Here is a 25,155-nt window from a genome sequence, read left to right as displayed (position 1 = left end):
GGTTACATCGTTCTAAAGAACAGCTGCCTTGCACCGTCTAACGTTGTAATGTTGTAGCCCTTTAACCCTTTCCACGCACGCCCGGCCTGCATGCCCGTTTCCTATCTTCCGCAAACGCCGGTCGACTTTTTCGAGCGCCCGCCCTGGTTCAAACGCCGAAAATACTACATCCCCATCGCCATCGTTCTGGCCGGCCTGCTCGGGTTCGGAATTTACTCCTGGTACCTGATCAACGTTCTCTCCGTCCAGGCCGGCGCGTTTGACCTTTCGCAGTTGGAACAGATGGAGTCCGCGAGCGTGATTCTCGACCGGAACGACAAGATCTTTGGGCAAATCTATGTCGAAAACAGGGAGACGATTCCCTACGAGCAATTGCCGCGCGATCTCATCAACGCCGTCGTCTCGGTCGAGGACAGCAAGTTCTACCAGCATGGCGGCTACGATTTCTCGGGGATCGTTCGGGCCGCACTGAAGAATTTCACGGCCGGCCATGTCCGGCAGGGCGCGAGCACGATCACCCAGCAGCTCGCCCGCAATAGTTTTTCGCTCAAGGAACGCACCTTCCGCCGCAAGCTTCTCGAGATTCTTCTCTCCAAGCGGATCGAGGAGCGTTTCGGGAAACAAAAGATCATGGAGCTGTACCTGAACCGGATTTATTTCGGCGGCGGGCTTTACGGAGCGGAGGCAGCCTCCCGTGGTTATTTCGGAAAATCGGCCAAGGACATGACGCTCCCGGAGTGCGCCACGCTCGCCGGGTTAATCAAGAGCCCGAACCGGCTTTCACCCTGGACGGACAAGAACGCCTCCCGCGACGCGCGGAACATCGCTCTCGCCCGGATGCGCGACCTCGGATTCATCTCGCGCGAACGTTGTGAGACCGCGCAGGCGGAAGAAATCGTGATCGGCAGCCGGCAGAGCGCGCAGGGTCAAACCTACGCGGTCGACTACATCCGGCAGCAGGTCATCGCCGCGGTGGGCTGGGACCGGGCCATGAACGAAGGCTACCGGATTCACACGACGATCGACGCGGAACTGCAAAAGGTGGGCGAAGATTCTCTCCGGGAACACCTCGCCGCGGTCGAGCAGCATCCCGGTTACAACCACCCGACCTACGAGGTTTACGCGAACCGTTATAAGAGCGCCAAGCAGCTGGCCGTCCCGAATGCCGCCGCCGCGCCCGATTATTTGCAGGGCGCGCTGATCGCGCTCGACAACCAAACCGCGGGGATTCTCGTCTTGGTCGGCGGCCGCGATTTCGAGCACAACCAATATGACCGGGCTCTCCAGGCCCGGCGACCCGCGGGCACCGCGATCAAACCATTCGTTTATGCGGCCGCCTTCGAGAACGGGCTTTTCCCGGGCTCCCTCGTCGAAGACTCCGCGCTCGATAATCGAGTCGTCATGATCGGCGGGACCACGGGGATTCTCGGGGAATGGGGACCCGAGTCCGAAGAAAACCGTTACGAAGGGCCAATGACCGCGCGCCGGGCGCTGGTGAAATCGAAGAATGGCGCCACCGTTCGCATCGGGCTGAGCGTCGGCGTCGACCCCGTCATTCAACTCTGTCGTGCCGCGGGCATTCGCTCTGCCCTGCGTCCATTCCCAGCCACCTTCCTGGGCAGCAGCGAAATCACGCTTGCGGAACTCGCCCTCGCCTACACGATTTTCCCCAATGGCGGATGGCGCGCGAAGTCTCCGCGGATTCTCGATCGCATTGAAGAAAAGGACGGGACGATCGTCTGGCAATCGCCGCAGGACCGTTCGCGGCAATCGGTCGTGAAACCGGAAACCGCTTACGAAGTTCACTCCTGCCTGGTCGACGCGCTCGACTCCGGCACCGGCCGCGCGGCTCGCGAAAAATTCGGGCTGAAGAAGTTTCCCGCAGCCGGAAAAACGGGTACCGCCTACGACTTCACCGACGCGCTTTTTGCCGGCTATGACAGCTCGGTAACCTGCGCGGTCTGGGCCGGTTTCGACAAGCCGCAGAAGATTTATCGCGGCGCGTTCGGGGGCGAGATCGCACTGCCGATCTGGGTGGATGTGATGAACGCCGCCAACGAGCGCTATCCCGGCCAGCAGATTCCCGAGCCGAAAGGGATGCAGAAGGCGGAGATTTGCACGCGGTCGGGATTGCTCGCTACGGACAAGTGTTACGACACCGTGAAATCGGCTGATGGCGAAAGCGTGCACAAACGGACGACCTACGTGGAGATCGCAACTTCCGCGCAGATGCCCACCGAACCGTGTAATGTCCACGGCGAAGCCCGCACGCGGCTGGTCCGCGATTTGCCGGCCTCGGGTTTCCCCCGCGCTTCGCTGGCCGTCGACCCGAAGCGAGTTCCACCTGTCATCGCCCAGGGACCGGTTCTCCTGGCGGAAAACGATCCGTATGGCGCGATTCATTCGACCCTGAAGCCGAAGGTCGTGGAAAGACCAGAGGACAGCTCCCCGCCGGGTTCGAGTCCGGAAGCCAGTCTGCCTGATCCGACTAAACCGGTCCTGAAAGCCGAAGCGGTCGAGCCGGATTCCACGAAGCCTTCGCCCCGGGCCGAAGCGGTCCAGCCCCCGGCCGATAAGCCAGTCCTCAAAGCCGAGCCGGTGACGCCGGACTCAACCAGACCGGTTCTGAAAGCTGTGCCGGTTCAGCCGACGCCGGCTACTTCGCCGAAGGAAATTCGCCGGGCGGAGCCGGTTCATCCAAGAGACGAAATTCCGGCGGACTCAATTCTTAGACCAACGCCTCCACCGCCGTCGAATCCCGACGAATAGTCATGCAGCAACCCACGCAATCCGACTTTCGCCTGACAGTTCTCAACCCGGGCGGACGCGACCCGGGACAAGATTTCCCAGACGGCGCGGGGCCGGTATCCGAGGCGCATCAGCCAACGAATTTTCATGCTTACGCGGCTTGCACGCGCGGAAGTTTCCAGCGGGATACCAAACGCGCCATCGCGGAGCGAACGCCCGTTTTGCTTTTACTCCGCGGAGACTTCGCTGCGTCCGAGCGCGCGCTGGAAGCATTGCAGAAAACGGGAAGCGTCGTTGCGGTGTCGTTGAAGGAAACTGGACTGCATCAAATCGCGCAGCAGCTCCAACATCCGGCCAGGCTGGCTCGCTTTGTTCGCATTGTGCAGCGCGCCGATGGCTGCCTCGCCCCCACTCCTGAAGCCGCCGATCTTTATCGAGCGATTCGAGGCAAACCAGACCGCGTCGCTTTCATCCCCACCCCCTACCCGATCGATGACCAGCGCTGGGATTTTTCCATGCCGATCGCAGAACGTTCCGGCATCCTCATTGGCACGCGTGAATGGGATGTCCCGTCGCGCAATCATCTTGGCGCGCTGCTCATCGCGCGAGAGCTCAGTCAAACGACGGGTGCGCCAGTCACGGTGTTCAATTTCGACCGAAGCAGAGGGGCGCGGCTTCTCGCGTCGCTGGGGTTCGATTCCAAGAAGCTCCGAATCCTCGATCGCAAGCTGGGCTACCCCGAATATTTGCGAGTGCTGGCGCGCCATCGAATTGTGCTCCAGCTCGACACCAGTTTCGTGCCGGGACAGGTGGCCGGCGACGCATTGCTCTGTCGGGTTCCCTGCGTCGGAGGGAATGGCGCCGTCGAGCGCCTGGCCTTCCCGGACTCGTGCGGTTTCGCACGATCGATCGAGGAGATTGGTCAAATTGCAGCGCGTTTGCTAAGCAATTGGGAATTTTATCAGGCGGCGGTCGCGAAACAGATTAGCGCCGGGATGAAAACGCTTGCTTTCCAAGTCGTGGCAAAACAATTAGCTGAGTTTTTCAACAACCCCTTCCGAACCCGATTACTCTGATACAAGTTTGGCAAGCCTCTTCGATGTTCAGCGGTAAAAATGCGTCGCAATCTTTGAATGAGGCCCTAGCATTTCGCCAATGCACGTTAAGTCTCTTAGCTTAGAGAACGTTAAGGCTTTTGGGACACTAGAACTGGATTTCGAAAGGCCTGACGGTCAACTAAAGGGGTGGACCGTCATTGTCGGAGGAAATTCCTCGGGCAAGACGACGATCTTGAAAGCGATCGCGCTCGCTTTGTGTGGACCGGACGCAGGCAGGCAATTGATTAAGAACACGGCCGGCTGGATCGAAAAGGGAGCGAAGGGTGCGAAATCCGTTGTGGAAATCCGGTGGGATCCGGAGTTCGACCATTTTAAGGTTAGAGGCAAACTGCCGGGATCCACCTTCCCCTGCGGCGTGCGTTGGACGCTTGAAGGAGAGAACTCGGTTCCGGACATCAAAAGCGCTGAATTTCGCAGCTCGTGGGGAACCCGCCTCTTAACCGCGCCTCGAGGCCCTTGGGATCCAAACGCTGAAGGGTGGTTTTGTTCGGGCTACGGTCCAATGCGACGACTGACTGGAAGCTCACCCGATGCAATGCGAGACGCAGTGGGTGGGGGAAAAGTGGCTAGCCACGTGACGCTCTTTCGGGAAGATGCCGCACTCAGTGAAAGTGAGGAGTGGTTAAAGTTGCTTCAGTTCAAGCAACTCGAAGGGGATGAAGAAGCCAGCCACCTGGTGCCGCAAATTATCGCATTCTTGAACGATGACCTATTGCCTAGAGGCTTTGCGATTGAGCGTATAACTTCCGAACACGTGTTTGTACGCAGCGGCAAGACCCTCGAATTGCCAATGCGGGATTTAAGCGACGGCTGTCGCAGCGTTTATGCCCTGCTGCTTGATATTATTCATAATATGGCGCTCGTATTTGGTACACGCGGGTTGTTTAGTCGCGACGAGAGAGGCCGATGGGTGCTAAAGCAGCCTGGTGTTATTTTAATCGATGAAGTCGAAGCACACCTGCACCCGGCGTGGCAGCGAACAATCTGTGACTGGCTAAAAACGCGTTTCCCAGAGACGCAGTTTTTCGTGACGACTCATAGCCCACTAATCGTGCAAGCGGCTGATCCCGGAGGTATCATTGTCCTTCCTCTCGCGACTGAGGAGGGGAGGCAACCGAGAAAACTGACGGACGAAGAGTACAATCGCGTGGTCCTCGGCAAGGCGGAAAAGGGTCTCCTTGGAGAATCCTTTGGACTAGACCAGACCCGAGGAAAATGGGCGGTAGGGCAAATAGCGAAATATCGATTACTAGATGCTAAGAAACGGGCGGGTGCCCTGAATCCTGTCGAGACTGATCAATACCGGGAGCTTGAACATCAAATGTCGATCGCGTTTGAAGATAAACCTTCACTGGAAATAGCTGGTGCGGGAGCATAACCCCAGACCCCCCCTCGCCAACGAGACACTGGAGAGGCTCGCTGACGAAACAAGACACGTGACTGAAGCGGTTGACCCCAACGAGACCGCGAACTCACGTTGGAAGTTGGTTCGGCAAGCGGCGTGGTTTGACGTCGGAGTCTTAGCTGTTCTCAGGCAAATGAGCGGCTCAGGAGAACCGTGCATGTGGTGCGATTGCAACACGTGCACCGATGTCGAGCATTACCGACCAAAAGCGGTCTTTCCACATTTGGCTTTTATGTGGGAAAACTACTTATGGGCGTGCACCGAATGCAATCGGTTCAAATCGAATCGATTTCCTCCAGATACGGAGGAGGGTGACCAGATTCTGAATCCTCTCGAAGACCGGGTTTGGAACCACTTCTACATTGATCAGTTTGGTAATCTAAATCCGGTATGGAACAACCGGTTTAAGGGCCTCGATCCGCGAGCTGTATCCACAAACTTGGTTGTGAAACTGGATCGGGAAATACTACAGATTCGCAGACAAACCCGTTTGCTGGAAATCCGACAAACTGTTCTTGATTCTCTTCATCGATTTCAAGCCGGTGTTTTGTCGCGGCAGCAACTTATGACACGAATGCGTTCTCTTGTTGAAGCGCCGTTTCAACCGGACGTCGCTGAATACTTCCTCAAAGGCCCTGGGCAACAGGAAGAGCCTTTCAAGACACTCATCGGCGTTCTCGGTCCCGGCGCCCTCTAGCTCATCGCTTCGAAATAATAATCCTCGAGCTGTTGGGTTTGTCCGCTCCGCTCAAAACGTTTCCGCACCACCTCGGCGCCAGCCTGGGCGATCGCGGAAAGTTCGTCCGGACTCCCAGTCCATTTCAGGAGCGCACCGGCGAGCGCTTCGTCATCGCGTTCCTCTACGAGAATACCGCTCCGCCCATCCTCGATCGCTTCCGGAATTCCGCCGTGCTTGGTGGCGAAAACCGGCAGCCCGCTCGCCATCGCCTCCAGCATCGAATTGGGGACGCCCTCCTGGTTGCCATCGCCGCTCACTTCACTTGGATGAAGAAAAATGTGGGATTGATAGAAAAGCTCACGCAGTTGCGTCTGCGAAATAAAGCCGGGGAAAAAGACTCTGTCGGCCACGCCCAGATCCGCCGCGACTTGTCCCAGCTCGGTGCGCAGCGGACCTTCCCCCGCGATCGTGAACGTCGACCGGGGATAGCGCCCGGCGAATTTCGCAAACGTCCGCAGGCTCACCCGCAGGCCCTTCTTTTCGATTAGCCGGCAGGCCTGGACGAATTTCCAGGCGCCATCGAGTGGCCAGACGCGCGGCTGGAATGGAATCTCATCGACCGGAATGCCGGTATGTTGAAGCCGGATTTTACCCGCGGGACACCCGAGATTGATCAGGGCCCGGCCTAACGACTCGGAACGGACCAGGACCATTCGGACGGCCTGGAGCATTTTCTGGGTGGCCGCGCGGTAAGCCGGCTTGTCGAGATCGACCATGACGTCGGCGCCGTGAAACGAAACCACCACCGGCTTCGGCCAGGCGTGAATGAGCGGCAGCAGGTGGACCGCAATATGGCCGAAATAAATGTGGAGCAGTTGTGCGTTTTCTCGATCGAGCACACCGACCACTCTCCGCACTTCGCCGGGTGACATTTCCCAGGGCGCGTCCCGCATCTGCCTGAACCAGAAACGCCGCACGAAATGCAGGGCCGGCTTTCCTACGACAGCCAGTCGGTCGAACGGATAACGCGCCGCTTCCTCCCGTTTCCGGGCGATCACAAACGGTTCCACCCGTTTCAACGACGTGATCTGCCGATAGATGTGCAGCATCTCCGGCTTCAGGAAGGTCGCGCAATAACAGGCGACCACCGGCCGCGCTCTCCCCGCGGCCATTTCTGCTCCTTCCGGCCCCGCCATGATTCAAGTTGGAGCGGTCCCGCCGCGCGGGACTCGATCCACCGGATTCCTCTAAAAGGTGAACACGAAAAGCTTAATCCCCTTCCACTTCCCCGCATCGGTCTGACCGTTCGCGGCCAGGCGCTGGTTCATGGGCTCAGGTTCGAAACAGACGGCGTCCTGGGACGTTCCGTATTTCGCCGGCGCCTTGGGATTGAACATCTGCAAAAAGTTTCCGCCGCGCAGGCCGCGAGGAATGACGCCGTCCACTGGCTTTGTCGGGAGCGGCGGGGGTGGGCGATCCCGTTGGGTCTTCGGGTGCGTCCGCTCAATGGGCGCGCGATACGTGGTTTGCGCAGCGGCGGACGCGGCCGCCGCGGTGACCAGACAGAGAACGAGCAGGCAGGTTTTCATAGATTAAGGCGGGCGATGGACCGTCAGTTGAATCAGGTCGCCCCGCGAAAAGCAAGAAATAGTGATCCGGAGGCTGACGAACGCGCCGGGAAAGCTCGTTTTGCAGCGAATTCTTGCCCGTTCTCCCTCCCCGGCCCACAATCAGGGCGGATGGATTACCTGGAAAAGGCGAGACGCGTTCTGGATATCGAGATTCGCGAGGTGCAGCGGCTGCGAGAACGGCTGGATGAGAACTTTTCGCGGGCCGTCGTGCTCATCAAGGATAGTCTCGAACAGCGCGGCAAGATCGTGGTTCTCGGGGTCGGAAAATCGGGGCACATCGGGCGCAAAATCGCCTCCACTCTCACCAGCACCGGCTCACCCGCCGTCGTCCTGGATTCGCTCGACGCGCTGCACGGCGATCTCGGCATGGTGGCGGATGGCGACGTCGTCCTCGCCTTCAGTGCGAGCGGCGAGACCGAGGAGCTGTTGCGCGTGTTTCCGGCTATCGCACGGTTTCAGGTCCAGATCGTTGCGGTCTGCGGCGACGTAAATTCAAACCTGGCCAGGAATTCCCACGTCGTCCTGGACGTCAACATCGAGCAGGAAGCTTGTCCGCTGAACCTCGCGCCGACCTCCAGCACGACCGTCATGCTCGCCCTGGGGGACGCGCTCGCCATGGTCCTGCTCGAGGCGCGGGGTTTCCAAAAGGAGGATTTCGCCCGCTTTCATCCGGCCGGCATGATCGGCCGGAGCCTGCTCCTGCGGGTCCACCAAATTATGCGCCCACGCCATGCCCTGGCCATGGTGGCGCCTGACGCCTCAATCCAGCTCGTCCTTAAAACCATGACGGAGGTCCGCGCCGGCGCCGCGGTGGTCGCGGATGAAGAGGGTCAGCTCCTCGGTATTTTCACCCACGGCGATTTCGTACGTCACTTTCAATCCGACTCGAAAATCGCCGAGCGTCTCGTGGGCGATTTAATGACGTTGAATCCCGTCACGGTCCACCAGGACAAACTCGCCGTGGAAGTCCTGAACCTCCTCGAGCGCCACCGGATCGACGACCTTGTCGTCGTGGACGACAACCAGGCCCCCGTCGGCATGGTCGATTCGCAAGACCTGACAAAGCTCAAGCTTTTGTAGTCTGCGAGCGCTTTACCCCCCTTATGGCAAACGAAAAACACCTTGGAATAATAAAGCAAGGAGTCGAGGCGTGGAACAAGTGGCGCCATGGAAACAACGCAAATCCAAACCTGAGCGCTGCAGACCTAAGTGGTACGAACCTCTGCGGTGCGAACCTCGACCGTGCGAACCTCGAAGGTGCGAATCTCAGCGGTGCGAAGCTCCGCAGTGCGAACCTCCGCGACGCGAACCTCCGCGACGCGAACCTCAGCAGTGCGGATCTCGGCAACGCGCACCTAATGGATGCGAGGCTCGGCGGCGCCGACCTCTCCGGCGCGGACCTCAGTGGCGCGGACCTGTGGGACGCGGACCTCTACGACAGTGACCTTCGCAACGCGAACCTTCGAGGCGCGGAACTCAGCGGCACCAAGTTCGACGCCACGATGCTCGAGGGCGCCGATTTCCAAGGCGCCCATGCCATGTTGACGATTTTCACTGGTTGCGACTTGAGCAAAGTCAAACATCTCACTCTCGTATACCACACCGCCCCTTCCGCCATCGGCATCGACACGATCTATGAATCCAAGGGTAATATCCCCGAGAGTTTTCTACGCGATTGCGGCGTGCCTGAAAGCTTTATCACGCAGATGTACTCGCTCGTCGGCGCGGAGGATGGAATCCAGTTCTATTCCTGCTTCATCTCTTATAGTGGCAAGGACGAGGATTTCGCGAAGCGACTGCACGGGAAGATGCGCGATGCGCACTTGCGCGTCTGGTTCGCGCCGGAAGACATTCAAGGCGGAAAAAAGCTGCACGAGCAGATCGAGACGGCGATCCGCTTTTACGATAAACTGCTCGTCGTCCTCTCCCAGGCGAGTCTGCAAAGCGAATGGGTGATGGACGAGTTGCGCAAGGGCTTCAAAGCCGAGCGGGACACCGGCAAGCGCAAACTGTTTCCCGTGCGACTGATCGATTACGAAACATTGGAGCGCTGGGAATGCCGCGACTCGCTGAGTGGCAAGGATCTCGCGGAAGAAGTGCGCCAATATTTTATCCCCGACTTCTCAAACTGGAAAGATCACGACCAGTTCGAGGCCGCCTTCGCCCGCCTGCTCAAAGACCTCCGCGCTGATGAGCGCGCGAAGTGATCCGGAGGATCAAGACGGCTCGACAGAGTCTCGCCATACCGAAACGCGTCGATCGGGGTTGAGAATCTGCCGGGATGCGGCATCGTCCCTTCCCCCAAGACTCTCAACTATTAACTCTCAACTACCGACTCTCCCATGGCAGCCGCGAACGATCTCAGAAAAGGACAGGCGATAAAATACAATGGCAACACCGCCATTGTCCTCGAAGTGCACCACCGCACCCCGGGAAACCTGCGAGCATTTGTGCAGGCGATCATTCGCTATATCGCCACCGGGAAAAGCGCGGATGTCCGCTTCGGCTCGACCGACAAAGTCGAGCTGGTCGACATCAGCCGGACGAATCTGGAATTCAGTTACAAGGACAACAACGGCTACCACTTCATGGATCCCAACACCTACGAGACGGTGACGCTGAACGAGAATTTGCTCGCGGACGCGAAGGATTATCTGGTCGAGAATTTGTCCGTCGAAGTTTTGTCGGCGGAAGGCCGCATCGTTCAGGTCGACTTGCCGGCTTCGGTCCAGCTCAAGGTCATTGAATCTCCGGAAGGGCTTCGCGGCGACACCGCCTCAAACGTGACGAAGCCGGCGCTTTTGGAGTCGGGGAAGACGGTCAACGTCCCGCTCTTCATCCAGGAAGGCGAGACGATCAAAATCGATACGCGCACCGGCGCCTACATGGGTCGCGCGTAGGGCGAAACGCCCTAATTCGGTGTCGGGCTGGGCGTGGGAGTGGGCTGGACCTCGAATGCGCCAATATCGATGCGCCCGTTCACGACGCGATCATAACCGATGCCGCGCTGATCCCAAAAAGGCGGCGGAACGAAGTTGGGATCGCCTCTGTCAATCGCGGGACTGCCCGGCAGCAATTTCTGAGTGAGGGTCGGACCGCCGTTGTTCTGCAAAGGCCCAAGCATCGGATTGGCGTTGAGCTGATCGCCGGCGGCGTTGAGGAAGCCACTGCCGCTGTCGCTGCTGAGGTTGTAGCCGTAAGAAGTGATCGTGCCTGGGCTGTTGTTCACGATATTAATACCCGATGGCGCGACCTTCAAAATGGTGTCTCCGCTCCGCAAAGATGCGGAGTTTAGAATACTGTCGCCATTGCCGTTGGCCTGGTTGTCGCTGACCGTACTGTGGGTGACCGTGACGGTCGCAGAGTTGCTGCTGTAGATGCCGCCGCCAGCGTCTGAGGCCGAATTGCCACTGATGGTACTGTTGGTGATCATAATCGGACTATTCTTGGTGAGGATGCCAGCCCCGAGGCCGCCGAAACCGAAGGCAGCAAGGGCCATGTTGCCCGTGACAGAACTATTGCTGATTGTCATTGCCCCATCGCTGCCGATGCCCCCGCCTCCCACGGCGCGATTGGAGCTGACTGTGCTATCCGTGATCATCATGGTCGCGACGCCGCTGTTGAAGATGCCACCGCCGATCCCGGGCATGAATGGGCTGGATCCTACGCTATTGCCGCTGATTATGCTGTTCGTGATCGTGATGGTCCCGCCGTTGCTGATTCCACCGCCGTGCGAGTTGAAGTCGCCTGTGGTGTGATTGTCGCTGACGGTGCTGTTCATGATCGTCATGGTCCCCACGTTGGAGACGCCACCGCCTGATCCATCGCTGGAATTGGATATGATAATGCAGTCGTTGATTGTCACGGTGGACAAATTATTCAGAATACCTCCGCCAGCTATCGGGGCATCCCCGTCGCGGATGGTGAGGCCTTCGATTATCACAGTATGCCCGGAGTCGATCTCCAGGACAGAAAGGCCCAAGCCGCCCCCAAGGGTCAACTGATTCGGTCCCGGGCCGCTGATAACAATATTTTTATCAATTTTTTCTGCGACATTAGTAAAGGGCTGTCCGTTGAGAGAGGGATCGAACCGGATCGTGTCTCCATCGTTCGCGTCCGCAAGCGCCTGCACCAATGAGCCCGGTCCGCTTGGGGACGTATTTGTTACAATAATCGTGGATGGATTTAGGTTGTTGTAGACTTCCACCAACCCCAGACCTGTACCGCCCTTTTTGCCGGCCAGGATGGCAGTGAAGAGTCCAGGCGGCAGAGTGGTAAAAATTCCCGACTCCGATTGATCTTGCGGCGCAAGACCGTTCGCACTGAGCTGGGCGGCCGCGTAGCGATCGTCCTGCCAGTTATCGTTGGCCGCGAGGACCGCGCCATTGCTGTCGCGCAATTCCAACGTCGGATCCGGCAAGACATTGCTCAGGCCGAACTGGGCCAGAGAAGGCCCTATGCCTCTCACCCCCACGGAGGTGCTGTAGCCGCTGCCGAGGATGAAGCCCGCAATCATCACGTTGTCGCCCCCGCTTACGAATCCTCGGGTGGCGATATTGGCCAATCGCGAAGGCGCAACTGCGTCCGCGTCATAGATTTCCACCAGCGCGATGCCGCTCGTCTGGTTCTTACCCCTCAAGAGCGCGGTGTAGGCGCCGGGCTGAAGCATGGTTACGATTCCCGACTCATTGGGATGCTGCGGCGCGAGGTGAAGCGCAACCAGTTGCGCCGCCTGGGAAGCGTTGTCCTGCCAATTATCGTTTTGCACGAGCAACGCGCCATCGGAGCCGCGCAATTCCAGAGTCGGGTCGGCCAGGACATCGCTGAGACCAAAATTGCTGAGCGACGGCCCGATGCCTCGGATCGCCACCTTCTTTGGTCCGGGGCCGGCAATAATAAATCCGCCAATCGCTATGCGGTCTCCAGTTTCAACCCGGAGCCGCGTGGCAATATTCAACGCCTGAGCCGGCGTGGGTGTTGGGGCAGGCGGCGCTGTTGGAGTCGGCGTGGGAGACGGTGTCGCGGTCGTGGTTGGCGTGGGCGTTGGAGAACTCGGTGTCGGGCTCGGCGGATTACATTCGCTATGCTCCCAACGAAAGGTATCAATTCGCCAGCCTCCGGAGGCGCCGCTGTTATCAGTGACCAGCCGAAAGCGGAAAATAGTGCTGCCAAAAAAACCTGGCTGAAAGGGCATTCCAAAGATGAGGCCGCACCTGACGTAACCGTTTGAGTTTCCGCCCCAGGCCATTCGGCCAGCAAGGGGACTCTGGGATGCTGCACTGATGGTGGTGTTGTAGCCCGTGCCGGGATCGAAGTGGCCGCCTACCGCTGGATCGGTCACATCGGTGAAGGCGCCTCCGTTAATACTGGGATTGGAGATTTCCAGCACGGCACCGTCAAAACCTGCTTCCAGATTGTAGCTGTGCCGGAAGCTACCGGAAAAGTCGTTGCTGCTAACGAAAATCGAAGGAGTGTCGAGCCGGTTATCCAGGATATTATCGGGGGCCGTAGAGAAGGCATCGTTCGGTGGTGTGTCCGGCGTGATCGCTGAGGTGACCCATAACGGCGCACCAGTCAGATTCATCCCCTGAGAAGCTGTCCACCCTGCGGGCAAGGCTGGCGGCGTCACGAAATCGAAGTTCTGGGTGTATTGCGGGGGACAGGCTCCTCGCGCGAAATTGCCGCCGACGGCCCAGAGGGCCATGGCCGCGAAGACGAAGCGCATCATTCGGTACCGCTGGCGTTTACGGGCGCGCATCATAAACTTCGATCAGCCCGAGTCCGGTTCCGCCATTTTTGCCCGCCAGGATGGCGGTGAAGGCGCCCGGCGGCAGGCTGGCAAAAATTCCCGATTCCTCAGATCGAGACGGCGCCAGACCGCGAGCCGTCAGCTGCGCCGCTGCAATCGAATCGTCCAGCCAGTTATCATTTGCGACCAGGATCGCGCCGTTGCTGTCGCGCAACTCCAAGGTCGGATCCGCCAGCACGTTATTTAAGCCGAACTGACTAAGCGAAGGACCGATGCCGCGTACGACTACGTCGGAGCTGGCGGTGCCCTGGCCAAGAATGAAGCCTGCGATCATGACGTTGTCAGCCGTCCGCACAAAACCTCGGGTGCTGATGTTGGCCAGTTGCGAGGCCGCGGCTGCATCCGCGTCGTAAATTTCCATCAGCCCGACGCCGCTGGTCTGGTTCTTACCCTCCAGAAGCGCAGTGTAGGCGCCGGGCTGAAGGATGGTTACGAGGCCGGATTCATTGGGATGTTGCGGCGCCAGGTTCAGGGCAATCAGTTGCGCCCTTTGGAAAGAGTTATCCTGCCAATTGTCATTTTGGGCCAGCAGCACGCCGGTGTTGTCGCGCAATTCCAGGGTGGGATCGGCCAGAAAATCGGTGAGACCAAAATTGCCGAGCGACGGCCCGATGCCTCTTATCGCCACCTTCTTCGGTCCGGTGCCGGCAATGATAAATCCGCCAATCGCTATTCGATCTCCGGTTTCAACTCGAAGGCGGGTCGAAATATTCAGCGCCTGGGCCGCTGTCGGTGAAGGGCTGGCCGACGGACTCGGGCTCGCCGATGGGCTGGGACTCACCGACGGACTCGGACTCGCCGACGGACTCGGGCTCACTGACGGACTCGGACTCACCGACGGACTCGGACTCGCCGACGGACTCGGACTCGCCGACGGACTTGGGCTCGCCGTCGGACTTGGGCTCGCGGTCGGACTTGGGCTGGCCGTCGGACTTGGGCTCGCCGTCGGACTTGGGCTCGCCGTCGGACTTGGGCTCGCCGTCGGACTTGGGCTGGCCGTCGGCGAGGGTGTAGGGGTAGGGGTCGGCGTGTGCGGTGGAGGAGTCGGGGTCGGGGTCGGGGTCGGCGTACCACATTCGAAACGGTCCCAACGAAAGGTATCAATTCGCCAGCCTCCAGAGGCGCCGCTGTTATCAGTGACCAGCCGAAAGCGGAAAATAGTGTTGCCAGAAAAAACTGACGGAAAGGCCGCAAATATCAAGTTAACAGTAACGTACCCGTTCGAATTCCCGCCCCAAGCCATTCGGCCAGCAAGGGGACTCTGGGATGCTGCACTGATGGTGGTGTTGTAGCCGGGATTGATGTGGCCGCCTACGGCTGGATCGGTCACATCGGTGAAGGCGCCTCCGTTAATGCTGGGATTGGAGATTTCCAGCACGGCACCGTCAAAGCCTGCTTCCAGATTGTAGCTGTGCCGGAAGCTACCGGCAAATGCGTTGCTGCTAACGATAATCGAATGGTCGAGCCGGTTATCCAGGATGTTATCGGGGGCCGTGGAGAAGGCATCGTTAGGTGGTGTGTCCGGCGTGATCGCTGAGGTAACCCATAACGGCGCACCAGTCAGATTCATCCCCTGGGAAGCTACCCAACCTGCAGGCAAAGCTGGCGGCGTCACTCCATCGAAGTTCTGGGTCTCAGTCGGAGGGCATTGCCCTCGCGCGATAACACCGCCAAGTGCCAGGAGGGCCAGGGCCGCAATGACGACCTGCTTCACTAAATGCTGCTCACAAGGCAAAGGGATTCGGAGTTGTTCTGTTTTCATACTCGGAGATTTCTTTTCATCATCTGCGTCAGTCTACCCCGCGGCTACGGCACGTTGTAAACTTCGACGAGGCCGAGCCCGATTCCGCCATTCTTCCCGGTAAGAATGGCAGTGAAAGCGCCCGGCGGCAGGGTGGCAAAGATTGCGGATTCCTCAGATCGAGAGAGTGCGAGGCCGCGCGCCGTCAGCTGCGCCGCTGAAACCGTATCGTCCTGCCAGTTATCATTTGCGACCAGGATCGCGCCGTTGCTGTCGCGCAACTCCAGGGTCGGATCAGCCAGCACGTTATTCAGGCCGAATTGACTAAGCGACGGGCCGATTCCCCGCGCGACTACATTGGTGCTGGCACTACTATTGCCGAGAATGAAGCCTCCTATCATGACATTGTCGCCCGCCCGCACAAAACCGCGGGTGCTGATGTTGGCCAGTTGCGAAGCCGCGGCTGCATCCGCGTCATAAATTTCCATCAGCCCGACGCCGCTTGTCTGGTTCTTACCTTCTAGAAGCGCGGTGTAGGCGCCGGGCTGAAGGATGGCTACGATCCCGGATTCATCCGGATGCTGCGGCGCCAGGCCCAGGGCATCCAGCTGCGCCGCTTGGAACGAGTTGTCCTGCCAATTGTCATTTTGGGCGACCAGCGCGCCGGTGTTGTCGCGCAGTTCCAGGGTGGGATCGGCCAGGAAATCGCTAGGACCAAAATTGCCGAGCGAAGGTCCAATTCCACGAATCGCCACCTTCTTTGGTCCAGTGCCGGTAATGATAAATCCGCCAATCGCTATACTGGATCCGGTTTCAACTCGGAGGCGGGTCGAAATATTCAACGCCTGGGCCGCTGTCGGTGAAGGGCTGGCCGACGGACTCGGACTCGCCGATGGGCTGGGGCTCACCGACGGACTCGGTGTGACTGTTGGACTCGGTGTCGGACTCGGAGTTGGCGTAGGGGTTGGTGTTGGAGACGAGGCCGGGCACTGATAGACCTCCATCGAGTTCAGCGGGGTGTTGCCCGAAGAATACCCGCCTGTCAACCAGATGCGGGTTCCATCGGTGGCGGCGGCGAAATGCCTTCGGGCCATCGCCAGATCCTCTCCTCTAAGCCAAACCTGTCCGCTGAACACATCGACGTGCGCGGAAGTATTCTGGTTCCCTCCGCCTAACACCCGGAGTCCGAAGTTTACCCCAAGCATTCGGGCGCCGGACGTCTGCCGTGGCAGGGGATAGCGGGGACTAATCTGATCTCCAGTCGTTGAGTAGAAAAACACGTTGGCGATGTCATAGAGCGTGCCGGAAGGCCCGAGCACAGTACCCCCGGCCGTGTTGATAACGTTGCCGTTCGCCATCACGGCAAGGTAGCCGAGCGGAACAGGCAGGACCGCAGCTTTTTGCACCCAGACGTTTGTATCCGGTCTGAACTCCCAAATCTTATCAGTCATTCCGATGCCAATCTGGTAGCCGCCCAGGACGTAAAGCTTGTTGCCAGCGGCGGCGCCTCCGCCCGGCAGAGTATCTCCACCAGAATTACCGGGCCACGACGCAGCCACCTGGGTAATCGAATCGGCGACCGGATCGTATCGGAAAAGGCGACTTGTGGCCGTTGATCCACCCGATGCGGAACCTCCGACACAATAGATGAACGGAGTCGCGGAAGGATCAGCGAGGACGTCGCACACCATATCGTTGACCATGTTGTCGGGGAACATCACCGCTTTGATCGCCCAGAGGTTGTTGACCGGGTCGAACTCGAGCGGATGCGTTAGGTCGCTCCCGACCGCATCGCTGCTGCGTCCTCCCATGACATAGAACCGTCCGTTCGCGGGGAAGAAAACGCCCGCAGAATGCAACGCAGCCATGGGAGCGGCAGGACCGCTGGCCCAGTGTGGAATGCAGGAAGGAGCCGGCGACGGAGTGGGCGTACCACACTCGGAAACTTGAATGGCGATGTGGTCGACCCACCAGCCTCCACTCGAACCGGTGTCGTCGGACGCCATTCGGAACCGCAATTTTATGGGCCATCCCTGGGCAATGATCCCACCGAAATCAGCCTGGGTCCTAAGATAGCCGCCTGAGTTACCCGTCCAAGCTGGCCGTCCCGCCAACGGATTGGATGGAGAGACTATTGTCCCATTATAGCCCCCACTGACGAAGGAACCTCCCGCCGCGGTAAACTCAGTGAACTGGCCGCCGTTGAGATTAGGCGCAGAGACTTCAAGAATGGCGCCATCAAGACCATTCTGAAAATCGAACTGGTGGCGAAAGAAGAGGGTCGCGGGGCCTGTCGAGAAAATCCCTGGACTGTCGAGTCGGTTATCCAGGACGTGATCTGGGACTGTCGTGAATGCGGCGTTGGGTGCCGTGTAGGGCGTAGTGGCGGATGTGATCCACAACGGATCGCCCGAGTTCGCGCCTTGGGAAGCCGTCCAGCCCGTCGGCAGATTCGGCGCCTGCACTCCGTCGAAGGTCTCCGAGAAACTAAGAAAGCCGCACGGTTGTTCGGCTGCAGATGCAGCCACTGCCAAAACAGAGAATGCGAGCAGTGCCGCCACCCCTCGCAAGTTGCGGACCGACCCGAAAGGGAATCGACGCGAAGTTGTGAATCCGTCGTGCATGGGCATGGGGCAGGGGTCTGCTGGCCCTAGGATTGGAATCCGGCCAGATTTTGCGGCCAACGTCAATTCTTTTATCAGGCGTCAGCGTAAATTAGGCGCTGATTTAGGGCAGCGGCCTGTTCGAGCCCATAGTCCTAATCCTGATCCTCTGGGTAAACGAAAGATCAGGAGCATGATCAGGATCAAGAGCAGGAAAGGAGTTGTGGATTTCCTTCTTTCATCCGCGTCAATCTGCGTAATCTGCGGTTAACTTTGGGTGCGAAGAAGAAAAGGAAGACAACCCTTCATCATGGGACCCGCCGGCGCAGCCGTCGGGTAAAAGTTGTCGCACCCATCGCGCGCCGCCATCCAGCCGGGGAAGCGTGGACGATTCCCACCCGCTGGCTCAAATTCGTCATTGCGCTTTTCCTGCTGCCGCTCTGCGCGATCCTGACCCAGACATTCTTCACCGTTTTCACGCGGGCCGCCGTTACCCAAAGGCTTTGGGCCGGGGAAGAGTTCTGGTTCTTTTCCTTGGGGGCGGTTCTCTGGCTCATCGCTTTTTTTGGACTGCCTCGGCCGATGGTCGTCTATGTTTTCGGGCATGAATTGACCCACGCTCTCTGGGTGCTGCTGATGGGCGGACGGGTCAGCCGGTTTCGAGTCGGCCGCGAAGGCGGACACATCGTAACCGACCGGAACAATTTCTGGATTGCGCTCGCCCCCTATTTTTTCCCGCTCTACAGCCTGATCGTCATCGGCGCCTACGGAGCGATCGGGTTGTTTTTCAACGTCCAGCCGTACGGCCGGCTCCTTTACGCCCTAATCGGCGTGACCTGGGCGTTCCATTTCACCTTCACCTGCTGGATGATTCCCAAGAAGCAGACCGATCTCACGGACCACGGGACCTTTTTCTCCCTGGTCGTAATCTACCTGATGAACCTGCTTCTGCTGAGCATAATGCTCGTGCTCGCCTCATCGCAGATCACGTTCGCTCATTTTGGCAATGAATTCGGCGCGAATACGGAAAGGTTCGCCAGTTGGGTGGGCGCGATAGCGCGGTAAGCCTCAAGGAGCGGCGATTTGAAATCGCCGTTCCTTGGTTTTGATACGCCGCGAAAGGGAGGATCGCGAACGCCTCGGACGATCGCACATTCCGGTTGTTGAGTTTCCCTCCTGAGAAAATCTCGGTCGCGCCCTCGAGGGCGAACGACTCCGGCAACTCCACCGCCGTGTCTTTCCATTTTTCGCCGATCGGAGGGAAGCCCACTCGAGACGAAAGGCGCGGCGCCAGAACCACAATCCACTTCCCTTCGAGCTCGCGCGCGAATGCCACACAGCAGTCGGCAAATTCGCCGGTCACGTTGAGCGGCAGATACTTTCCGTGCTGAAAGAGCGACGCGTGCTCTCGCCGGAAACCGAGCAGCCGGCTGGTGAGCAGAAGTTTGATTCGCCCATCCGGCCATTCGCGAAGCAGCTCTTCGGGTGAAGCGCTTTCCAGAGACGCCAGCAACTCGCGCCGGCGCGCATAATCCACCGGCCGCCGGTTGTCCGGATCGACCAGGCTAAAGTCCCAGATTTCGTTCCCCTGATAAATGTCGGGCACGCCGGGAGCGGTCAGCTTCAAGAGAACCTGCGAGAGGGAATTGATGGCGCCCAGGCGTGCGATTTCTTCGGCAACCGGGAGAAAGCTCGGAACGAACTTGTTCTTCGGCGATGGAGTCAGGACCCCGGTCACGAACTCGTCCATGGCGGAATCCCACTGCTCGTTAGGCTGGATCCAGCTCGTGTTCATCTTTGCCTCTTTGAGGGCCTTCGCCATGTAGACCTTGATCCGCTCGATGTATTCAGGGCTCGCTTCGGTTGCGCCCAGTGGCCAACTGCCGAGAAGCGTCTGGTAAAAGAGATATTCCTCGTTGGGATCAGGGGCCGAACTTTCGTCCACGTTCCGTTTCCACCGCCGATTGAGCGTCCGCCAGCGCTGGAGACTGGTGCGCCAGAGCTGCGGCATTTCCGAGATCGCCAGGATCCGGGCGCGCACGTCCTCGCTCCGCTTCGTGTCGTGGGTGGACGTGGCAAGCAAGGTCGCCGGCCAGGCGCGCTGCTGTTCGCTATTCCGCGCGTGGAAATCGTCCACGCTGATTCCGAAATGCTGCGGCTCACCGCCGACTTCGTTGAGCGCTACGAGTCGATTGTAAATATAGAACGCCGTGTCCTCAAGTCCCTTCGCCATGATCGGCCCAGTGCTTTGCTGGAATTTCAGGACGAAATGCTCGTGCTCCGCCCGCGCCTCATCATCCAGGTTCTCCGGAAAACGGAGCAGCAGGATGTCGCGCAGGAAATTGAAAACCGATTCCTCCAACGCCGGGTTCCGCCGCTTCGCCGTCGCAACCGCGCGCTCGATGATGGCGCGGTCCTCGTCACTGACTGGCTGGCCGGGAGTGACGTAAGTGCGATAAACCGGAAAGCAGGCAATCGTCTCCCGGACCGCACGGGCCAGAGCCTCGAGAGTGAAGTCGCGGAACCAGCGATTCTTTTCCGAGAGACGATCGAGCATGTCGCCGAGAACGTTGACGTCGTTCGCAAGCGACAATCGCATGACCAGCCGCTTCTTCGCATAGATGAGGTGGCCGAACGGCATCGAATGGCCAATGAATCGCTGGAACGCTTTCGTAATCGCCTGTTCCGCCGACGAGTCGACGAGGAGATTCGAAACCAGCTTCGCGAATTCGTATCCCGTCGTCCCGTGAACAGACCAGTCCGCCGGAAGGGTTTCGTTGCCGGTCAGGATTTTCTCGACCACGAGATAAATGGCGCGGCCATTACCGGGCAGCGGAATCCCAAGCGCCGCCGCGGAGCGCCGCTGCAATTTCTCGAAGTATTCCTTCGGCAAATAGAGACCGTCCGGGTGGTCGATGCGCACGCCGGTCACGGCGCCATTCGCGATGAGCTCAAGGAGCAGCTGGTGCGTCGCGTCAAACACTTCGGGCAATTCCATCCGGATGGCCGCGAGATCGTTAACGTCGAAGAAACGCCGGTAGTTGATTTCCTCGGCGGCCACCCGCCAGAAAGCGAGCCGGTACGATTGATCGTTAAGGAGCGAATCAAGCGCATCGAAACTGCGCGGATCGCCGGGGGTGCCGTTGATCTGCACCACCGCCTGGTTGACCGCCGCCTGGACCTGGGGGGCTTCGTGGCAACGCCGCTCGAGGCGCCGCTTAACGATCTCCTTTTCCCGCGCCCGCTCCGCAATCCGTTCCGGATCGGTCTCCGTCCGCCGCGGCAAATACTCCAGCGCCGTGATGATGCTCTGGAATTCCGCGTAGAAATCCTCGCTCTTGAAGGGCGTCAGTTTTTCCAGGGCGATCTCGAGAATGTGGCGATACGTGCCGGGCGCGATCGGGAACTCATGGTCGTAGTAGCGAAGATAAAACGCGCCGGATTCAAACCGGACCTGAAGCTCGCCCCGCTCCAGGACGCGCCCGTATTGATCCCCGAGAATCGGTAGAAGCACCTTGTCTTCGAGATCGGCCTTGAGCGGTTTCCAATCGATATCGAAAAACGGCGCGTGCGGCGAGCTGGGACCGTTCTCGAGAACGTCCATCCACCAATGGTTGAGTGGTTCGCCAATCCCCATGTGGTTCGGGACGAAATCGACGATCTGTCCCATCCCGTGGGCGTGGAGGTCGGCAATCCAGGCATCGTAATCCTCGCGCGAGCCGATCGCGGCATTCAGCTTGTTATGATCCGTAATGTCGTAACCGTGCAAACTCTCGGCGCGCGCCTGAAAGTAAGGTGATGCGTAGCAGTCACTGATCCCGAGCGCATCGAGATAGGGCACGATTTCGCGCGCGTCGTTGAACGTGAATTGCCGGTTGAATTGCAACCGGTAGGTCGAAGATGGAATGCGTGGATGCTGCAGGTTCACGAAAGGGGAGCAAACTTAGGCAGGATTCCCGGGATGGACAGGATTCAAATCCCGGTTCGAGGATCGGGAAAAAACTGAATCGCCGCCTACATCTTCTCCGGAACTTTGATTCCGAGAAGATCGAGGCCTTTCGCGAGGACTCGGCTGCCAAGTTCGCACAAGGCAAGACGAGACGAGCGCGCTGGCTCTTCCGATTTGAGGACGGGGCACGCTTCGTAGAAGGAGTGGAAGGCGTTCGCCAGTTCGTAGAGATAGTTCGCGAGAAGGTTTGGACGGAAATCGTTCAGGACCGTCGGCACCGTTTCGGCAAACTGGCAGAGCTTAAGCGCAAGATTTCTTTCTTCTGGCTCGGTGAGTTTTATCGCTTGCTCTCGCGCGTCCCACAGGGACGCGGCTACAGCGGCTTTTCGGAAGATAGAGCGAATTCGAACGTAAGCGTTCTGCAAGTAAGGCGCAGTGTTCCCTTGGAACGAGAGCATTCGGTCCCAGGAAAAGATGTAATCGGTCATCCGATACTGGGAGAGATCGGCGTATTTCACCGCGCCGATGCCGATGATCTTGGCGACTTGATCGCGCTCGGCTTCCGGAAGGTCGGGGTTTTTCTCGTCCACGATCTTGCGGGCGCGCACGACCGCTTCGTCGAGCACGTCCCGCAACGCGACGTTCTCGCCCGAGCGCGTCTTCATCAGTTTGCGGTCTTCACCGAGGATGCTGCCAAAAGGAATGTGCCGGAAGTCGGCTGTCCGGCCTTCGCGACGAGCGATCTCGAAAATCTGTTTGAAATGGAGCGTCTGCGGCGCGCCGACAACGTACCAACAGGTATCGCGCTTCAGATCGTCGACGCGATAATCGACCGTCGCGACGTCCGTAGTCGCGTAATTGTAGCCGCCGTCGCGTTTTCGAATGATGCACGGCTTGTCGGCCATTTCCGGAATCCCGGGAAAGAAGACCACGATCGCGCCTTCACTCTCTTCCGCTATCTTCTCGTCGCAGAGGCGCTCGACGATGGCGGCCAGCCGGTCGTTGTAAAAACTTTCGCCCCGCTGGATGTCGTAATGAATGTCGAGGATTTGATAAGCCTCATCGAATTCGCGGAGAGAAGCCGTGACGCATTCCTGCCAGATGGCGAAGTTCTCCGGATCGCCGGCCTGCAATTTGACCAGCTCTTCCCGGCACGCCTCGCGGACGGCCGGATCGGAGGTGGCGGCCTCGTTCGCCGCTTTATAAATGCGGACCAGCTCCGCAATCGGATGGTGCTCGAGGGCCTTGCGATCGAGGAGATTTTTCCAGCCGTAAATCACCATCCCGAACTGCGTCCCCCAATCGCCGATGTGATTGTCGCGAATGACATCGTGCCCGAGAAACGAGGCGATGCGGGCGAGCGCATCCCCCAGCACCGTGCTGCGGATGTGGCCAACATGCATCGGCTTGGCGACGTTAGGCGAACCGAAGTCGATGACGATCCGGCTCGAGGTGGAAGCCCGGGGAACGCCGAGCCGTTCGTCGGAGAGAAGCTGCGCGGTTTGGTGGGCGATGGCTTGCGGCTTAAGTGAAAAATTCAGGAAGCCGGGGCCAGCAGTCGTCGGCGAATCAGATATCTCCCATGCGACCCATTGGTCACATAAGCGTTGGGCGAGCGCCCGCGGGTTTTGGCCAAGTTGCTTCCCCAAAACCAGCGCCGCGTTGCTCTGGTAATCGCCGAAACGCGCGTCGGTCGCCGGCGTGAGTGTCCCAGCGTTTGGCAGTTGAGCAGCTGCCAAGGCAGCGGCCATTTTTTGGCTGAGAAGTTCCTGGAATGTTTCCATGCTGAGCCGCGGTCCTGTGTCACCGCGTTTCTGTCGCGCGATAATTCGCCCCGACTGAGCGGGGCGGCTACAGATTATTTTTGCCCGCCGCTCTCGCGGAAGATCGCCAGGATTTCGTCAGCCGATTTCGCGGCGCCGAGACGCTCGCGCACGCTCCGGTCGTTCAGGAATTTCGCGATCGAAGCCAGGGTGCGCAGGTGGGTTTGAAACTGGTTCTTAGGCACGATGAAGAGGACGACGAACTTCACCGGGGCGTTATCGAGCGCGTCGAACTCGATCCCCTGCGACGACCGCCCGAAAGAGGCCACCACTTCCTCGATCCGGTCCGACGAGGCGTGCGGAATGGCGATGCCGAACCCGATCCCGGTGCTCATCGTTTCCTCGCGCTGTTTGAGCGAGGCCAGGATGCTGTCGCGGTCTTCCGGCTTGATCTTGCCCTGGGCGACGAGGAGATCGATCAGCTCGACGATAGCGCTCCAACGCTCCGTCGCTTTCATTTCGGGAATGATTTGCTCAGCAGAGAGTAGGCTGGCCAATGACATGCAGAATTCCCAGTGGGGCCGAAAGCTTAACGTGAGGCTTTCGGATGACAAGCCGGATTTGGCCGTAAAACACGCCCATCCTCCGCGCCCAAATCCTGCTCCTGTTCTGAATCATAACCCTGATCCCACGAACCAGCTGTGGTCTCAGGAAACATCAGCCGTAGGATCAGGATCATGAGCAGAAAAATGTTGTCGGTCGGGTTGAGTCTTCTGTTGGGGGCATCGGTCGCAAAAGCCGACCCCGCGATGTGGGTGATACGAGACGCGGATTCGACGATTTACCTCATCGGGACTCTGCACCTGCTCAAGCGCGACGCGGAATGGAACGCTGAGAAAGTAAAGAAAACCGTGCACGAGAGCACCGAACTTTGGCTCGAAACTACCGATGACGACAACGCCGCCCTCCAGTTGCTGCTGATAAAGTTGGGGCTCGATCCGGAACATCCGCTCTCGACCAAATTGAACGAAGATCAAAAGAAGAAGCTGGCGGAGTTGGCCACCCGTTACGGCATTTCCCCCACCCAACTCGAGCCGCTGCGGCCGTGGCTGGCGGGAGTGAGCCTCGCGATGAGTCCGATTCAAAAGGCGGGATACGATCCCAAGGCCGGCGTCGAAAGCGTCCTCACCACCCAGGCCACCGCGGAGGCGGACAAGATCCATGGGTTCGAAACCGCGGAAGAACAATTGCACCTTTTGGCCGACCTTTCGGAAGAGGAGCAGTTGCAGTTTTTCGTCGGGACTCTGGATGATCTCGAGAAGGGCCTGGAACTCGTGGATCAGCTGGCGAAAGCGTGGATCGATGGAGACTTGGAAACGATCGATCGCCTGTCGGTTGCTGACATTAAGGCGCAAGCGCCGACTGTTTACGACAAGCTTTTGGTTCGGCGAAACAAAGCCTGGGCGGAGAAGATCGAGCAGATGTTGAAAGGTTCCGGGGTGCAACAAATCGCGGTCGGCGCCGGACATCTTGTGGGGCGGGACAGCCTTCAGGTGCAATTGGCGAAGCGCGGGATAAAGGTGGAGAAATATTAGGAGACGGTGTCATCCCGGAGCGCAACGGCCCGTTGTAGCGACGCCGCTCTGTCGGCGTAAGAGGCCGTTGATTGCATTGCTCGCGCTTTTACGGCGACAGAGCGCCGTCGCTAC

17 protein-coding genes are annotated in these 25,155 nt (G+C 59.0%); 9 read left to right on the top strand and 8 right to left on the bottom strand.

Annotated features, from left to right (window positions below):
• Nucleotides 1-90: 90 nt before the first annotated feature.
• The 4 genes from VJU77_04200 to VJU77_04185 all read left to right on the top strand — a co-directional run bounded on the left by VJU77_04200 (nucleotide 91) and on the right by VJU77_04185 (nucleotide 5,968).
• Nucleotides 91-2,769: a PBP1A family penicillin-binding protein gene (locus tag VJU77_04200; GenBank protein HKP02545.1), complete on the top strand. Its 2,679-nt coding sequence runs from the start codon at nucleotides 91-93 to the stop codon at nucleotides 2,767-2,769.
• A gap of 2 nt (nucleotides 2,770-2,771) precedes the next feature.
• Nucleotides 2,772-3,824 carry a hypothetical protein gene (locus tag VJU77_04195; GenBank protein HKP02544.1) on the top strand — a complete coding sequence of 351 codons (1,053 nt, stop codon included), beginning with the start codon at nucleotides 2,772-2,774 and terminating at the stop codon, nucleotides 3,822-3,824.
• A gap of 79 nt (nucleotides 3,825-3,903) precedes the next feature.
• Entirely contained in the window at nucleotides 3,904-5,244 is a 1,341-nt protein-coding gene (locus tag VJU77_04190; protein ID HKP02543.1) for an AAA family ATPase, read from the top strand.
• A 58-nt stretch (nucleotides 5,245-5,302) separates the two neighbouring features.
• Nucleotides 5,303-5,968 (top strand): hypothetical protein, encoded by a 666-nt coding sequence (locus VJU77_04185; GenBank protein ID HKP02542.1) that lies wholly within the window; start codon nucleotides 5,303-5,305, stop codon nucleotides 5,966-5,968.
• Here the strand turns inward: VJU77_04185 and VJU77_04180 are convergent.
• A complete protein-coding gene (locus VJU77_04180; protein ID HKP02541.1) occupies nucleotides 5,965-7,146 on the bottom strand; it encodes a glycosyltransferase in 1,182 nt (393 codons plus the stop codon). The genes VJU77_04185 and VJU77_04180 overlap by 4 nt on opposite strands.
• Nucleotides 7,147-7,197: 51 nt before the next feature.
• Nucleotides 7,198-7,539 (bottom strand): hypothetical protein, encoded by a 342-nt coding sequence (locus VJU77_04175; protein ID HKP02540.1) that lies wholly within the window; start codon nucleotides 7,537-7,539, stop codon nucleotides 7,198-7,200.
• A gap of 150 nt (nucleotides 7,540-7,689) precedes the next feature.
• Here VJU77_04175 and VJU77_04170 point away from each other — a divergent pair, with 150 nt between their 5' ends.
• The 3 genes from VJU77_04170 to efp all read left to right on the top strand — a co-directional run bounded on the left by VJU77_04170 (nucleotide 7,690) and on the right by efp (nucleotide 10,481).
• Nucleotides 7,690-8,661, top strand: a complete 972-nt coding sequence (locus VJU77_04170) for a KpsF/GutQ family sugar-phosphate isomerase (protein ID HKP02539.1) — start codon at nucleotides 7,690-7,692, stop codon at nucleotides 8,659-8,661.
• A 23-nt stretch (nucleotides 8,662-8,684) separates the two neighbouring features.
• A complete protein-coding gene (locus tag VJU77_04165; protein ID HKP02538.1) occupies nucleotides 8,685-9,788 on the top strand; it encodes a toll/interleukin-1 receptor domain-containing protein in 1,104 nt (367 codons plus the stop codon).
• Nucleotides 9,789-9,923: 135 nt separating this feature from the next.
• Nucleotides 9,924-10,481 (top strand): elongation factor P, encoded by a 558-nt coding sequence (efp, locus tag VJU77_04160; protein ID HKP02537.1) that lies wholly within the window; start codon nucleotides 9,924-9,926, stop codon nucleotides 10,479-10,481.
• An 11-nt stretch (nucleotides 10,482-10,492) separates the two neighbouring features.
• On the opposite strand, the gene VJU77_04155 is transcribed toward efp, so the two are convergent.
• From VJU77_04155 to VJU77_04145, 3 genes are read right to left on the bottom strand one after another with little or no spacing between them, the layout of a single operon-like run.
• Nucleotides 10,493-13,309: a choice-of-anchor Q domain-containing protein gene (locus tag VJU77_04155; GenBank protein HKP02536.1), complete on the bottom strand. Its 2,817-nt coding sequence runs from the start codon at nucleotides 13,307-13,309 to the stop codon at nucleotides 10,493-10,495.
• Between the two features lie 16 nt (nucleotides 13,310-13,325).
• A complete protein-coding gene (locus tag VJU77_04150; protein ID HKP02535.1) occupies nucleotides 13,326-15,152 on the bottom strand; it encodes a hypothetical protein in 1,827 nt (608 codons plus the stop codon).
• A gap of 44 nt (nucleotides 15,153-15,196) precedes the next feature.
• On the bottom strand, nucleotides 15,197-17,659 hold the full coding sequence (locus VJU77_04145; GenBank protein ID HKP02534.1) for a hypothetical protein: 2,463 nt from the start codon (nucleotides 17,657-17,659) through the stop codon (nucleotides 15,197-15,199).
• A 348-nt stretch (nucleotides 17,660-18,007) separates the two neighbouring features.
• Here VJU77_04145 and VJU77_04140 point away from each other — a divergent pair, with 348 nt between their 5' ends.
• Nucleotides 18,008-18,799, top strand: coding sequence for a hypothetical protein (locus tag VJU77_04140; GenBank protein HKP02533.1), 792 nt, complete (start codon nucleotides 18,008-18,010; stop codon nucleotides 18,797-18,799).
• On the opposite strand, the gene treY is transcribed toward VJU77_04140, so the two are convergent.
• The 3 genes from treY to VJU77_04125 all read right to left on the bottom strand — a co-directional run bounded on the left by treY (nucleotide 18,720) and on the right by VJU77_04125 (nucleotide 24,009).
• Nucleotides 18,720-21,662: a malto-oligosyltrehalose synthase gene (gene treY, locus VJU77_04135; GenBank protein HKP02532.1), complete on the bottom strand. Its 2,943-nt coding sequence runs from the start codon at nucleotides 21,660-21,662 to the stop codon at nucleotides 18,720-18,722. The genes VJU77_04140 and treY overlap by 80 nt on opposite strands.
• Before the next feature lie 86 nt (nucleotides 21,663-21,748).
• Nucleotides 21,749-23,467 (bottom strand): arginine--tRNA ligase, encoded by a 1,719-nt coding sequence (gene argS, locus VJU77_04130; GenBank protein ID HKP02531.1) that lies wholly within the window; start codon nucleotides 23,465-23,467, stop codon nucleotides 21,749-21,751.
• 74 nt (nucleotides 23,468-23,541) lie between these two features.
• Complete coding sequence (locus tag VJU77_04125) at nucleotides 23,542-24,009, bottom strand: PTS sugar transporter subunit IIA (GenBank protein ID HKP02530.1); 468 nt, start codon at nucleotides 24,007-24,009, stop codon at nucleotides 23,542-23,544.
• A gap of 174 nt (nucleotides 24,010-24,183) precedes the next feature.
• Here VJU77_04125 and VJU77_04120 point away from each other — a divergent pair, with 174 nt between their 5' ends.
• On the top strand, nucleotides 24,184-25,041 hold the full coding sequence (locus tag VJU77_04120; protein HKP02529.1) for a TraB/GumN family protein: 858 nt from the start codon (nucleotides 24,184-24,186) through the stop codon (nucleotides 25,039-25,041).
• Nucleotides 25,042-25,155: the final 114 nt, after the last annotated feature.

It is taken from the genome of Chthoniobacterales bacterium (genome assembly GCA_035274845.1).
In the GTDB taxonomy this organism is placed as follows: domain Bacteria; phylum Verrucomicrobiota; class Verrucomicrobiia; order Chthoniobacterales; family UBA10450; genus AV80.
Note: the sequence above shows the minus strand (reverse complement) of the source record. Positions and strands in the feature narration are given on the sequence as shown.